Below are 13510 nucleotides of genomic sequence, written 5' to 3'. Positions count from 1 at the left end.
AGCCCCTTACTTGATGCGTTTGCGGTAAACGATGTCGAGCCAGACGGCGAGGACAAGCGCCACGCCGATCACGATGCGCTGGTAGGACCCGTCGCCAAAGCCGATCAGCACCATGCCGGTCTGCAAGGACGTCAGGATCAGCGCCCCGATGATCGCGCCGTAGATCGTGCCGACGCCGCCAGCCAGCGAGGTGCCGCCCACGACGGCAGCGGCGATGACGTACAGCTCGTCCAGGTTCCCCATCGCGTTGGTGGCGCTGTTCTGACGTGCAGCGCCGATCACGGCGGCCACGCCAGCCAGCCCGCCCATCAGGGTGAAGATCTTCACCGTCATCGCGCGGGTGTTGATGCCGGACAATGCCGCCGCCTCGGGGTTGCCACCGATGGCGAAGACATAGCGGCCAAACCGGGTGCGGGTCATCAGGATGGTCATCGCGATGGCGACGATGATCATGATCAGCACCGGATAGGCGAAGCCGTGGCCAAAGCTGGCGCAGACGTCGGTGTAGATGTCCCCACCCTTCTGCGCGCAGGCCGGAACTTCCTGCCCAAGGGCCTGATAGTATTTCTGGATGTTCCCCAGCGGCCAGATGTAGCTGTTGACCATTGCCGTTGCGCCCAGGATCACGGCGCAGACCAGACCGATCACGAAGGTCTCGGCCCAGACCGGGCGCTGCGCAAAGCCGTGGGTCTTGCGCGACCGGCGGCCGTTCAGGAAGGCCCAGACGACGAAGACGCAGGCGATGACCGCGAAGATCCAGCTGCCGGTCTTGCCCAGCGCGCCGAAGGACCCGCCTCCGATCAGCGCGAAGGTGTCATCCAGCGGCGCGATGGTCTTGCCGCCCGCGACCAAGAAGGCCGCACCCCGCCAGACCAGCAGGCCGCCCAGCGTGACGATGAAGGACGGGATGCCCAGGAAGGCGATCAGCACGCCCTGGAAGGCCCCGATCAGCGCACCCATCGCGATGCCGAAGATCACCGTGATGATCCAGATCGACGGATGGCCCAGGCCCAGCGCCGGAGTCAGGTATTCGACCTGCAACAGGCCCATGTACATGCCGACCATGCCCATGATCGACCCGACCGAGAGGTCAATGTTCCGGGTGATGATGACCAGCACCATCCCCGTCGCCATGATGCCGATATAGGCCGTCTGAACCGACAGGTTCCACAGGTTGCGCGGGGTCAGGAAGCCGTTCGCCTCGGCCTGGCTTGCGCCCAGCAGCAGCGAGGGGCGGCCAAGGACGAAGGTCGAGTACGCCTCGAACGCGACCCAGATCAGCAGCAGCGCGCCGACCATGCCCAGAAGGCGTGGATCAATCTCGGTCGCGCGCAAAAAGCGGGAGAACCCGCCTTCGTTCGGCGCATGGGTCGTCGGGGATTGGGGTGTTGCGGTCATGTCCTCGTCCAGCCTGAGAGGGATGGGGCTGTGCCAGAGCCGGGCGCAGGATGCGCGCCATCACGCCCCTGGGGCGACGGTCCAGCCAGAGAGAAAGGGAGTGGCGCCGCCCCTTGGGGGACGGCGCCGGAGGATCAGATCACTGGCAGGCAGCGACGTCGGGCATCGCGCCTTCGCAAGCCTGTTCCTTGGTGATGTGGCCCGCTTCGATCGCCACGTTCAGCGTGTCCTTGGTGATCGGGGTCGGGGACAGCAGGATGGCGTTCATTTCAACGCCCTTCTCGCCACCCGAGAACTTGGTCGCGCCCGGAACTGCGTCCAGAGCGGCCCCTTCCGCCAGAGCCGAGGCGATTTCGCCAGCGGCCTTGCCAAGCTGACGCGCGTCTTTCCAGACCGAAACGGTCTGGGTGCCGCGGGCAACGCGGTTGATCGCGGCAAGGTCGCCATCCTGGCCACCCAGCGGAACGTTCAGGCCCTGAGCGGCCAGCGCAGCAGCAGCACCACCGGCCATGCCGTCGTTCTGCGACAGAACGGCGTCAACGGCGTTGTTGTTGGCGGTCAGGATCTGCTCCATGTTCTTCTGGGCATTCTCCGGCTTCCAGCCGTCCGAGTTCGCTTCGCCGACGATCACGATGTCACCCGAGGCAACAGCTGCGCCGATGACTTCTTCCATGCCCTGACGCAGGAAGCCGACGTTCGGGTCACCCGGGTCGCCCTTGATGATCGCATAGTTGCCCTTGGGGGCCACGGCGAACACCGATTCCGCGATGATGCGGCCGACGCCGACGTTGTCGAAGGTCAGGTAGAAGGTGCGGTCGTCTTCGATCAGGCGGTCGTAGCCGACGACCGGGATGCCTTCGGCAGCGGCTTTCTCGATGGCCGGCCCGATGGCGTCCTTGTCCCAGGCGTTGATGACCAGGGCGTCAACGCCCTGCGCGATCAGCGCGTCGATGTCCGACAGCTGCTTTTCAGCCGACGACTGCGCGTCCGCCGAAACGTAGGTGTTGCCGGCAGCTTCGATCGCGGCCTTCATCGCGGCTTCGTCGATCTTCCAGCGCTCTTCCTGGAACTGCGCCCAGCTGACGCCGATCACCTTGCCTTCGGCCAGCGCGGCGGACGAAAAGCCGGTCACCGCCAGAACGGCGGCGAGAATTGCGGTACGCATGTGTAACCTCCCTAGTGTATCGGCCAGCAGATGACCGGCCCGGCAGATTCGCCGTGACAGGCGCGAATGTGCCGCGAATAATTTCAGTTGTCAAAATATAAAAGCGCCAAAGCTGCGGGGCCTTGGCGCCTTTGCCGTGCCGGGCTGCGTTACTGGCAGGCGGCGACGCTGGGCATCGCGCCCTTGCAGACGTCCTGCTTGGTGACGTGGTCCGCGTCGATCACGACATCCAGGTTGTCGACCGTGACCGGCGTGGGCGTCAGCAGGATCGCCCAGACCGGAATCCCCTTCTCGCCGCCCGAGAACTGGGTCGCCTCGGGGATCAGGTTCATCGGCGTTCCCTCGGCCAGAAGGCCTGCGATCTCTCCGGCGCGCTTGGCCAGATCGAAGTTGTTCTTCCAGACCGACACCGTCTGAAGCCCCTGCGCCACCCGGTTCAGCGCGGCCTTGTCGCCGTCCTGCCCGCCCACCGGGACCGACAGACCCGCGGCTTGCAGCGCCTCGATCGCCGCCCCCGCCATGCCGTCGTTCTGGGCCAGCACCGCGTCAACCTGGTTGCCGCTGTCGGCCAGGATCTTCTCCATCACCGCCTTGGCATTCTCGGGCTTCCAGCCGTCGGCATTGGCTTCGCCGACGATGGTGATCTGCCCGCCCGCCACTGCGGCCCCGATCACTTCTTCCATGCCCTGCCGCAGGAACGTGCTGTTTGCATCGCTGGGATCGCCCAGAATGATCGCATAATTGCCCTCGGGCTGGACCTGCTTGACGATGGCCGCGATCAGGCGTCCGACGCCGACGTTGTCGAAGGTCAGGTAGAACACCCGCTCGTCCTCGATCATCCGGTCGTAGCCCAGGATCGGAATGCCCGCCGCTGCCGCACGGTCGACGCCCGGCCCGATGGCCTCCTTGTCGACCGGCTGGATGATCAGCGCGTCAATGCCTTCCGCCACCAGCTTCTCGATGTCGCGCAGCTGCTGTTCGGCCGAGCCGCCCGCATTGGTGGGGATGTACTTGTTGCCGTTGCGCTCGATCATCGACCGCATCGCCGTGGCGTCCCAGCGCCAGCGCGCTTCCTGGAAGTCCCCCCAGGCGACGCCAATCCGCTTGCCTTCGGCAAAGGCACCGGACGCGAAACTTGTGATGACCAAGGCTGCCGCCAGGATAAGGCTGCGCATGGGGTGTCTCCTACCAAGAATGGGACCCAACCAGGCTACCGCTTAAAGTTGAGCCAACTTCGGCCCAACGCTGCCACAACAATTTCAGTTGTCAAAATAAATCGTCTGACAGAAGCTGGGCATTCGCGAGTGTCCGGGCAAATCCGGCGAAAATAGGGTTAAGTGGGGGCGTCGCCTGCCACATTTGGCAACGTTTACTTCGGGGATCGAATAAATGCCTCTTACGGCGACTCGGCCCGCCAGCGGTGACGGGCGCAAAGGTGTCGGCCCGCTGATCCCGCCGCTGACCGAAAGCCAGCGCCCGCTGCGCCAGCAGGTTTTCGACCTGGTGCGCGCCGCGGGCCTTATTCCCCGGGTGCAGCTGGCCAAGGATCTGGGTGTCAGTCCTGCCACGGTCACGACCATTTCGTCCGAACTGATCGAAGCCGGCCTGATAGAAGAGGTCGCCGCCCCCCGCGACAACGACGCCGGTCGCGGCCGTCCCGCCGTGGCTTTGGGCGTGCGCGCCCAAGCCCACCGTGTCGCCGGGATGAAGCTTTCGGATCGCGAACATACCGCCGTGATCGTGGACTTCGCCGGCAAGCTGATTGCCGATGATGCCATCCCGCGCCAACCCGGCCCGATGTCCCTGCCCGAAATCCTGGAAGCGATCGAGACCTTGCTCGCCCGGGTCTGCGCCAAGGCGGACATGAACCGGTCCGACCTTTCCGCCGTGGGCATCGGCCTGCCCGGCTTTGTCGACTGCGCCGAGGGGATGGTCTTCTGGTCCTCGATCCTGGCCGAGCGCAACGTCCCCATCGCCGCCGCCGCCACCGCCCGCCTGGGCCTGCCCGCCTATGTCGACAACGACGCCAACCTTGTCGCCCTGGCCGAGCTGTGGTTCGGCGCGGGTCGCAGCCTGTCGGACTTCGCCGTCGTGACCATCGAACACGGCGTCGGCATGGGGTTCGTTATGAACCACCGCATCTATCGCGGCGCGCAGCGGCTGGGGATGGAACTGGGTCACACCAAGGTCCAACTGGACGGCGCCTTGTGCCGCTGCGGCCAGCGCGGCTGCATCGAGGCCTATGTCGCCGACTACGCCCTTGCGCGCGAGGCGGCGACGGCGCTGAACTGGGGGCACAAGGAAAGCCAGCCGATCAACGTTCTCCTCGAAAGCCTGTACGACCATGCCAAGGCCGGGAACGTCACGGCAAAGTCGATCTTCCGCCGCGCCGGGCGCTATCTGGCGCTGGGGCTTTCCAATGTGGTCAACCTCTTCGACCCGTCGCTGATCATCCTCTCGGGCGAACGGATGCGCTACGACTACCTCTACGCCGCGGAAACCCTGGCCGAGATGGACAATCTGGCGATCAACACCGGCCGCCCGCGCCCGCCCATCGAGATCCACGCCTGGGGCGACCTTCTCTGGGCGCATGGCGCGGCGGCGCTGGCGCTGTCCGAAGTGACCGAGGCGATCCTGGCCCCCGCCACCCGCGAAATCGCTGCGCAATAAAGGCATCTCATGGACCAGATCGACCGCATCCTCTCTGCCGCGCCTTTCAATCTTGACGCGGGCGGACGCGCCTGGGTCCGCGCCACCCTCTCCGGGATGGACCGGGCCACCAAGGTCCGCCAGCTGTTCGTCCACATCTGCTTTGGCACCGGACCAGAGGTGGTCGACCGCATCACCGCCCTTTCCCCCGCCGGCATCACCAAGTTCTTCGGCCCCGACGCCACAGCCGAACTGGACACCCTGGACGCCCTCCGCGCCGCCGCTGACATCCCCTATTTCGTCAGCGCCGATCTGGAAGGCAGCCGGATGAGCCCCTCGTTCGGGACCGAGGTGCCGAACCCCCTGGCCCTGGCCGCCGTGGACGACGTCCAGGCCTCGGCCACCATCGCCCGGATCATGGCCACCGAGGCGCGGGCGGCGGGCGTGAACTGGTCCTTTACCCCGGTCATCGACATCAACGCCCTCTTCCGCTCACCCATCGTCGCAACGCGCGGCCTGGGGTCGGACCCCACCCGCATCCGCGACCACGCGCTGGCCCTTATCCGCGAGCTTCAGTCCGCAGGCGTCGCCGCCACGGTCAAGCACTGGCCCGGCGAAGGCCACGACGACCGCGACCAGCACCTTGTGACCACGATCAACCCGCTTTCCATCGACGATTGGCAAGCCACCCACGGCGCGCTTTACCGCGCGGCCATCGACGCCGGGGTGATGTCGGTCATGTCCGCCCATATCGCCTTTCCCGCCTATGTTCTGGCGCAGGACCCCGACGCAGGCGTCGAGGCTTACCGCCCCGCCTCGGTCTCTCGCCTGCTGAACCAGACGCTTTTGCGCGATGAGCTGGGCTTCAACGGTCTCATCGTGTCGGATGCAACGCCAATGGCCGGTCTGGGCGCCTGGGCGCATCGCGATGTGGCGCTGCCCGAGGTGGTGTCGTCAGGCTGCGACATCATCCTGTTCTCCGATGAGCCCGAAGCCGACATCACCCGGATCGAAGCCGCGCTTGACGATGGCCGGATCACCGGCGAACGGCTGGACGAAGCGATGGTTCGCGTTCTGGGCCTGAAGGCGGCGCTTGGCCTGCACCAGACCGGCAAGGCCCCCGCCGACCGCTCGAAGCTTGCGCTGCCCGCCAATGCCGAGGCCGCCCGCAAGATCACCGCCCGCGCGCCGACGCTGGTCAAGGACGTGCAGGGCATCCTGCCCCTGTCCCCCGACCGCCACCGCAGGGTGCTGGTCTACTCCACCGGCATCGTCACGCCGCTGCATGGCGACGGGATGCCGATGCTCTTCCCCGACCGCCTTCGCGCCGAAGGGTTCGACGTGACGCTCTACGACCCCGCCACCCGCCCCGACCCGCGCCAGTTCGACCTTGTCCTTTATGTCATGGCCGAGGAAACCCTCCTGACCCGAGGCCGCATCTTCCTGGACTGGAACCGCCTGACCGGAGGGATGTTCGGCGCGATGGCGCGGCATTGGTATCAGGTGCCGACGGCGCTGATCTCGTTCGGCTATCCCTACTACCTATATGACGCGCCACGCCTGCCTTGCGTGGTCAACGCCTATGCCACGATGGACACGATGCAGCGCGCCACGGTCGACTGCCTGCTGGGCCGCGCGCCGTTCCACGGGACAAACCCGGTCGACCCGTTCTGCGGCCAGCCCGACGCGCGCTACTGACCGCTCCTCGTGCGCCTTCGGCTTCTCGTCGCAGGACCGCGAGGAGGAACGAAGTCACCGACGAGCCGCCCGCATCCGGGCGTCCAGTTCAGCATTGATCGCCCCGCCCAGCAGGACGGCCCAGACCGACAGGTAAAGCCACATCATCAGGATGATCACCGCCCCGATTGACCCGTAGATCGCGTTGTAGCTGTTGAAATTGGCAAGGTAGAACGAGAACCCGATCGACACCCCCGCCCAGGCCACCGCCGCCACCAGCACCCCGACGCTGATCCAGGGCGATCGGAACCCCCCCTGCACATTGGGGCCGAAGCGATACAGGATCGACAGGCAGGTCACCACCAGCAGGAACATCGCCGCCCAGGGCAGCACCTTGGTCAGCCAGGCCTCGAACGTCCCCAACTGGACGTAGTTCAGAAGAATCGGCACGACGACCACGGTCACCAATGCCACGAACAGCGCCCCGATCAAGGCCCCTGTGAGGACGAAGTCCACCGCCCAACCCCATAGCCAGGCCCGGGGCCGCGACCGATGCACCACGTCCAGCCCCTGCACCAGCGCCGAGACCCCCGCCCGGGCCGAGTACAACGCAATCAGCAGCGACAGAAGCGTCGTCCACTGCAACGCCGTGCGCGGCGCGGTGATCAGGCCCATCACCTGGTCATGCACCAGCGCCCCCGCTTCGGGCGGCAGGAAGCGCTCGGCGATGGAGAGATAGCCCTGGATGGCGCGCGGGTCCGCGAACATCCCCCAGACCGCGACCGCGGCCGCAAGGCCGGGAAAGACGGCGAACATCGCAAAGAACGCCACGCCCGCCGCGATCAGGCCGAAATGCCCGTCTCCGACCCGCGTCCAGACACAGACCAGAAAGTCCCAAACCTCGCGTACGATCTTCATCCGTCCAGCATCCCCCGGATTGCCGCCCGGCGCAACTTGAAGCCGCCCGACCCTCGCTGCATGATAGCGCGAACAGGAGGACCCCATGACCTATACCCCCGCCGCCGACCGCTATCAGCGGATGATCTACAACCGCTGCGGCCATTCCGGCCTGAAACTGCCAGCGATCAGCCTGGGCCTGTGGCACAACTTCGGCCACGACACGCCGCACGCCACCAAACAGGCGATCTGCCGCACCGCCTTTGACCTTGGGATCACCCATTTCGACCTGGCCAACAACTACGGCCCCCCGCCCGGCAGCGCCGAAGAAGCGTTCGGAGAGCTGCTGGCAACCGACTTCCAGGGCCTGCGCGATGAACTCATCATCTCGTCCAAGGCAGGCTACCTGATGTGGGACGGCCCCTACGGCGAATGGGGCAGCCGGAAATACGTCATCGCGTCCTGCGACCAGTCGCTGAAGCGGATGGGCCTCGACTATGTCGACATCTTCTACTCGCACCGCTTCGATCCCGAAACGCCGCTTGAAGAAACGATGGGCGCGTTGGACCACATCGTCCGCTCGGGCCGCGCGCAGTATATCGGGATCTCCAGCTACAACAGCCAGCGCACGCGTGAGGCAGTGGCGATCCTGAAGGATCTGGGGACCCCGCTCCTCATCCACCAGCCCAGCTACAACATCCTGAACCGCTGGGTCGAAACCGACGGGCTGAAGGACACGCTGAAAGAGCTGGGGGTAGGCTCCATCGCCTTTGTCCCGCTGGCGCAGGGCATCCTGACCAACAAGTACCTGAACGGCATCCCGGCAGGCAGCCGTGCGGCGCAGGACAAATCGCTGCATCCGTCCGTGGTGGAAAAGGCGCTTGGCTCGGTCCGCAAGCTGAACGACATGGCCGCCGCCCGGGGCCAGACGCTGGCGCAGATGGCGCTGGCCTGGGTCCTGCGGAACGGTGGGATCACCACGGCGCTGATCGGGGCATCCAGGCCCGAACAGGTCGTGGACTGCGTCGGCGCGTTGCAGAAGCTGGACTTCACGGCGGATGAACTTGCCCAGATCGACGCCATCTCGGAAGAAAAGGACATCAACCTCTGGGCGCGGTCGTCCGAGGATTGAGAAGGGAAGAAGCCGGCCCCAGGGCCGGCTTCCTTGCTTTGCGAGGGCCTTACTCGGCGGGAACCTTCGCCACTTCGTCCGACAAGGGATAGGGCAGCCGGTCCACCATTTCCTTCGGGCAGACCTGCAGGAAGTTCAGCCGCTCGCGGTCCCAGTTGCCAAGGATACGCTCGGCGATGCGGCTGCCAGTCTCGTCCAGATGGCGCTGGATCAGGCCCTTCAGCTGCATCTCCCAGTGCGGATGCTCCACCGCGCAGGTCAGGATCGACTCCAGGTTCATGAAGTCCTCGGCCACGCCTTCGGGGTCGTAGACATAGGCCATCCCGCCCGTCATCCCCGCCCCGAAGTTCGCACCGATCCGACCCAGGATCACCGCGACGCCGCCGGTCATGTATTCACACCCGTTCGACCCGCAGCCTTCCACGACCACCGAAGCGCCACTGTTCCGCACCGCAAAACGCTCCCCCGCGCGACCGGAGGCGAACAGGAACCCGTCGGTCGCACCGTACAGAACGGTGTTCCCGATGATCGTGTTCTCCTCGGCCTTCAGGGGCGAGGACATCAGCGGCCGCACCGTGATCGTGCCGCCCGACAACCCCTTGCCGACATAGTCGTTGGCATCGCCCTGCACTTCCAGCTTGAGACCCCTCACCGAGAACGCCCCAAGCGACTGACCGCAAGACCCGGTCAGCTTCACCGTCAGATGGTCGGGCTGCAGCGCGTTCCGCATCCCGAACTTCTTGACGATATGCGAAGAGGCCCGCGTCCCGATGGTCCGCAAAGTGTTCCGCACCGCGTAGGACAGCTGCATCTTCTCGCCGTCTTCAAAGAAGCGGTGACCGTCCTTGATGATCTCGGCGTCCAGCGTGTCCGGCACGGCGTTCCGGGGCTTGGTCCGGTCATAGGTGATCGCCCGCGCCCCATCGACGCTGATCAGCATCGGGTTGAGGTCAAGGTCATCGAGGTTGGCCGCGCCACGGCTGACCTGCGTCAGCAAGTCGGCCCGCCCGATGATCTCATCCATCGACCTTGCACCAATCGACGCCAGAATCTCCCGCACTTCCTGCGCGTAGAAGGTGATGAGGTTCACCACCTTGTCCGCCGATCCGGTGAACTTGGCCCGCAGTGCCTCGTTCTGCGTGCAGACGCCCACCGGGCAGGTGTTCGACTGGCACTGCCGCACCATGATGCAGCCCATCGCGATCAGCGCGGCGGTGCCGATGCCGTATTCCTCGGCCCCCATCATCGCCGCCATGACGATATCGCGCCCGGTCCGCAGACCCCCGTCCGTGCGCAAAGTCACCCGCTCGCGCAGGTTGTTCATGGCAAGAACCTGATGCGCCTCGGTCAGGCCCATCTCCCACGGCAGGCCGGCATACTTGATCGACGTCGCCGGAGAAGCCCCCGTCCCGCCGTTGTGGCCACTGATCAGGATCACGTCAGCCTTCGCTTTCGCCACGCCTGCCGCAATAGTCCCGACACCCGACGAAGACACCAGCTTCACCGTCACCTTGGCGCGCGGGTTGATCTGCTTCAGGTCATAGATCAGCTGCGCGAGGTCCTCGATCGAATAGATATCGTGGTGCGGCGGCGGGCTGATCAGCGTCACCCCCGGCGTCGAATGCCGCAGCCGGGCGATCAGCGCCGTGACCTTCATCCCCGGCAACTGGCCGCCCTCACCGGGCTTGGCCCCTTGCGCGACCTTGATCTCCAGCTCCTCACAGGCGTTCAGATACTCCGCCGTCACGCCAAAGCGCCCGGAGGCAACCTGCTTGATCTTGGCGGACGGGTTGTCCCCGTTCGGCTCCGGCACGAAATGCGCCGGGTCCTCGCCGCCCTCACCGCTGTCCGACTTCGCTCCGATCCGGTTCATCGCCACGTTCAGCGTCTTGTGCGCCTCGGGGCTGAGAGCGCCCAAAGACATCCCCGGCGTCACGAACCGCTTGCGGATCGAGGTGATCGACTCGACCTCCTCAATCGGCACCGGCTTGCCCAGCGTCTTGATGTCCAGCAAATCCCGCAGGTGGATCGGCGGGTTTGCCCGCATCGCGGCCGAGTACTGCTTCCACACATCATAAGACGCCCGGTCGCAGGCCGATTGCAACATGTGCATCGTCTGCGCTTCCCAGGCGTGCTTTTCGCCCGACCGCCGCGCCTTGTAGAAGCCGCCAATCGGCAGCACGTCCGCCCCCCCGCGCCAGCCGCGGGCGTGGACCTCTTCCAGCTTCTGCTCCACGCCCGTGAGACCAATCCCCGAGATGCGCGACTGCATCCCCGGGAAATACTCGGCCACCATGGCGCGGGACAGCCCCACCGCCTCGAAGTTCAGACCACCGCGATAGGAGGAGATCACCGAAATCCCCATCTTCGACATGATCTTGAGGAGCCCTGCGTCGATGGCATCCCGATACCGCCGCATCGCGTCGGTAAGCGAGCCATCCAAGAGCCCCCGGTCGATCCGGTCCGCAATCGAATCCTGCGCGATATAGGGGTTCACCGTCGTCGCACCCGACCCGATCAGCACCGCAAAGTAATGCGGGTCAATGCACTCTGCCGACCGCACGTTGATCGAACAGAACGTCCGCAGCCCCTTGCGAGTCAGCCACGAATGAACAGCCGAGGTGGCAAGGATCATCGGCATCCCGACCTTGTCCGGCCCCTGATGCTCATCGGTCAGCACCAGCTGCCCGGCACCAGACCGCACCGCATCCTCCGCCTCGGCCCGAATGCGTTCCAGCCCCTGCCGCAGGTCATCCAGCCCCTCGCCCACCGGGAAGGTGCAGTCGATGAACGCCACCTGATCGCCGAAGCGTTGCACCATCACGTCGAACTCACGGTTCGCGATGAAGGGGCTTTCCAGCACCAGGATTTCCGTCTGGGAGTTGTTCTCGTCCAGCACGTTCCGCAGGTTGCCGAACCGCGTCTTCAAGGACATGACGCGCCCCTCGCGAAGCGAGTCGATCGGCGGGTTCGTCACCTGGCTGAAGTTCTGCCGGAAGTAGTGGCTGAGGGGCCGATAGACCGACGACAGCACTGCAGGGGGCGTGTCATCGCCCATGCTGGCGACCATCTCTTTCCCGTCCTCGGCCATCGGGGCCAGGACCTGCTCCAACTCCTCGATGGTGAACCCCGCCGCGATCTGGCGCTTGCGGAGGTCGCCGCCGGTAAAGGTCTGCGTCTCCGGGATGTCCCGCAGCAGGCTGTTCAGGTCGACGATCTTGCCCACCCACTCGCTGTAGGGCTGCGAGGCGGCAAGCTTGTCCTTCATCTCGGTGTCGTGGAAGAGCTTCCCCTCGACCATATCGACGGCAATCATCTGCCCCGGCCCCAAAGCGCCCTTCTCGCGGATCGTCGACTCATCGACCGGCACCATGCCAGCCTCCGACCCCGCGATCAGAAGGCCGTCACCCGTCACGACATAGCGCATCGGCCGCAGACCGTTGCGGTCCAAGCCACCGCAAACCCAGCGACCATCGGTCATCGCCAAAGCCGCCGGACCATCCCACGGCTCGATCACCGAGTTGCAGTAGGAATACATGTCGGCCCAGGCCTTGGGCATGTTCACCGTCTGCTTCGACCAGGCCTCTGGCACCAGCATCGTCTTCGCCATCGGTGCTGACCGCCCCGACCGCACCAGCACCTCGAACACCGCGTCCAAGGCACCCGAGTCGCTGGTCCCCCCCGGAATGATCGGCTTGATGTCCTCTGCCGCCTCGCCAAAGTTGTTCGAGGCCATGCGGATTTCGTGGGACTTCATCCAGTTGACGTTGCCCTTCAGCGTGTTGATCTCGCCGTTGTGGGCCAGCATGCGGAAGGGCTGCGCCAGCCACCACTGCGGGAAGGTGTTCGTCGAATAGCGCTGGTGGTAGATCGCGAAGGCGGATTCAAACCGCTCGTCCATCAGGTCGGGGTAGAAGGTCGCCACCTGCTCGGCCAGCATCATCCCCTTGTAGATGATCGACCGGCAGCTAAGGCTGCACAGGTACATCCCCTGGATGCCCGCCGCCGTCGCTGCCTTCTCGATCCGGCGGCGGATGATGTACAGCTCGCGCTCGAACGCCTCGGCGTCGATGTCCTTGTCGCAGCGGATCAGGATCTGCTCGATCTCGGGCCGCGTCGCGTTCGCCTTGTCGCCCAGGACCGAGACATCCACCGGCACATGCCGCCAGCCGTAGATGTAGTGCCCCATCCGCAGGACCTCGGTCTCGACGATGGTCCGGCAGCGTTCCTGAGCACCAAAGTCCGTCCGCGGCAAAAACACCTGACCCACCGCGATCAGCTTGTTCACGTCCGGCTCATGCCCCGTCCGCCGCACCTGGTCATAGAAGAACCGCACCGGGATCTGCACATGGATCCCCGCCCCGTCGCCGGTCTTGCCATCCGCATCCACCGCGCCCCGGTGCCAGACCGCCTTCAGCGCGTTGATGCCGTTCTCCACGACCTTGCGGCTGGGCTTGCCGCTGATCGAGACAACCAGCCCCACCCCGCAGGACGAATGCTCATCCTCGGTCTTGTACAGCCCGTTCGCATCCAGCCAGGCGCGCTTTTCCTCTTCGGCCTTCACCCAGGCATCATCATAGGTCATGGCTTTC

General features: G+C 65.4%; 8 protein-coding genes. 3 read left to right on the top strand and 5 right to left on the bottom strand.

Translation table 11 applies throughout. The features are described from left to right. Positions 1-6 precede the first annotated feature (6 nt). The 3 genes from U1E69_RS16065 to U1E69_RS16055 all read right to left on the bottom strand — a co-directional run bounded on the left by U1E69_RS16065 (position 7) and on the right by U1E69_RS16055 (position 3738). Complete coding sequence (locus U1E69_RS16065; protein WP_322245408.1) at positions 7-1398, bottom strand: sugar ABC transporter permease; 1392 nt, start codon at positions 1396-1398, stop codon at positions 7-9. Between the two features lie 139 nt (positions 1399-1537). Next, on the bottom strand, positions 1538-2563 hold the full coding sequence (locus U1E69_RS16060) for a substrate-binding domain-containing protein (protein ID WP_322245406.1): 1026 nt from the start codon (positions 2561-2563) through the stop codon (positions 1538-1540). 149 nt (positions 2564-2712) lie between these two features. After that, on the bottom strand, positions 2713-3738 hold the full coding sequence (locus U1E69_RS16055) for a substrate-binding domain-containing protein (RefSeq protein WP_322245405.1): 1026 nt from the start codon (positions 3736-3738) through the stop codon (positions 2713-2715). 214 nt (positions 3739-3952) lie between these two features. Between U1E69_RS16055 and U1E69_RS16050 the strand changes: the two genes are divergently transcribed. Both U1E69_RS16050 and U1E69_RS16045 read left to right on the top strand, forming a co-directional pair. Then, positions 3953-5233 (top strand): ROK family transcriptional regulator, encoded by a 1281-nt coding sequence (locus tag U1E69_RS16050; RefSeq protein WP_322245404.1) that lies wholly within the window; start codon positions 3953-3955, stop codon positions 5231-5233. Positions 5234-5242: 9 nt separating this feature from the next. Next, on the top strand, positions 5243-6910 hold the full coding sequence (locus U1E69_RS16045; protein ID WP_322245403.1) for a glycoside hydrolase family 3 protein: 1668 nt from the start codon (positions 5243-5245) through the stop codon (positions 6908-6910). Between the two features lie 54 nt (positions 6911-6964). Here the strand turns inward: U1E69_RS16045 and U1E69_RS16040 are convergent, their stop codons facing one another. Beyond that, positions 6965-7807, bottom strand: a complete 843-nt coding sequence (locus U1E69_RS16040) for a YihY/virulence factor BrkB family protein (protein WP_322245401.1) — start codon at positions 7805-7807, stop codon at positions 6965-6967. 85 nt (positions 7808-7892) lie between these two features. On the opposite strand from U1E69_RS16040, the gene mgrA reads away from it, so the two are divergent. Continuing rightward, complete coding sequence (gene mgrA / locus U1E69_RS16035; RefSeq protein WP_322245399.1) at positions 7893-8918, top strand: L-glyceraldehyde 3-phosphate reductase; 1026 nt, start codon at positions 7893-7895, stop codon at positions 8916-8918. Between the two features lie 49 nt (positions 8919-8967). Here mgrA and gltB read toward each other — a convergent pair whose 3' ends face one another. Then, a complete protein-coding gene (gene gltB, locus U1E69_RS16030) occupies positions 8968-13503 on the bottom strand; it encodes a glutamate synthase large subunit (RefSeq protein ID WP_322245398.1) in 4536 nt (1511 codons plus the stop codon). Positions 13504-13510: the final 7 nt, after the last annotated feature.

Origin of the sequence: Tabrizicola sp., assembly GCF_034366665.1 — a bacterium.
Taxonomy (GTDB): Bacteria; Pseudomonadota; Alphaproteobacteria; order Rhodobacterales; family Rhodobacteraceae; genus Tabrizicola.
The sequence above is the reverse complement of the archived record's forward strand: the minus strand, read 5'-3'. Positions and strand labels throughout refer to the sequence as shown.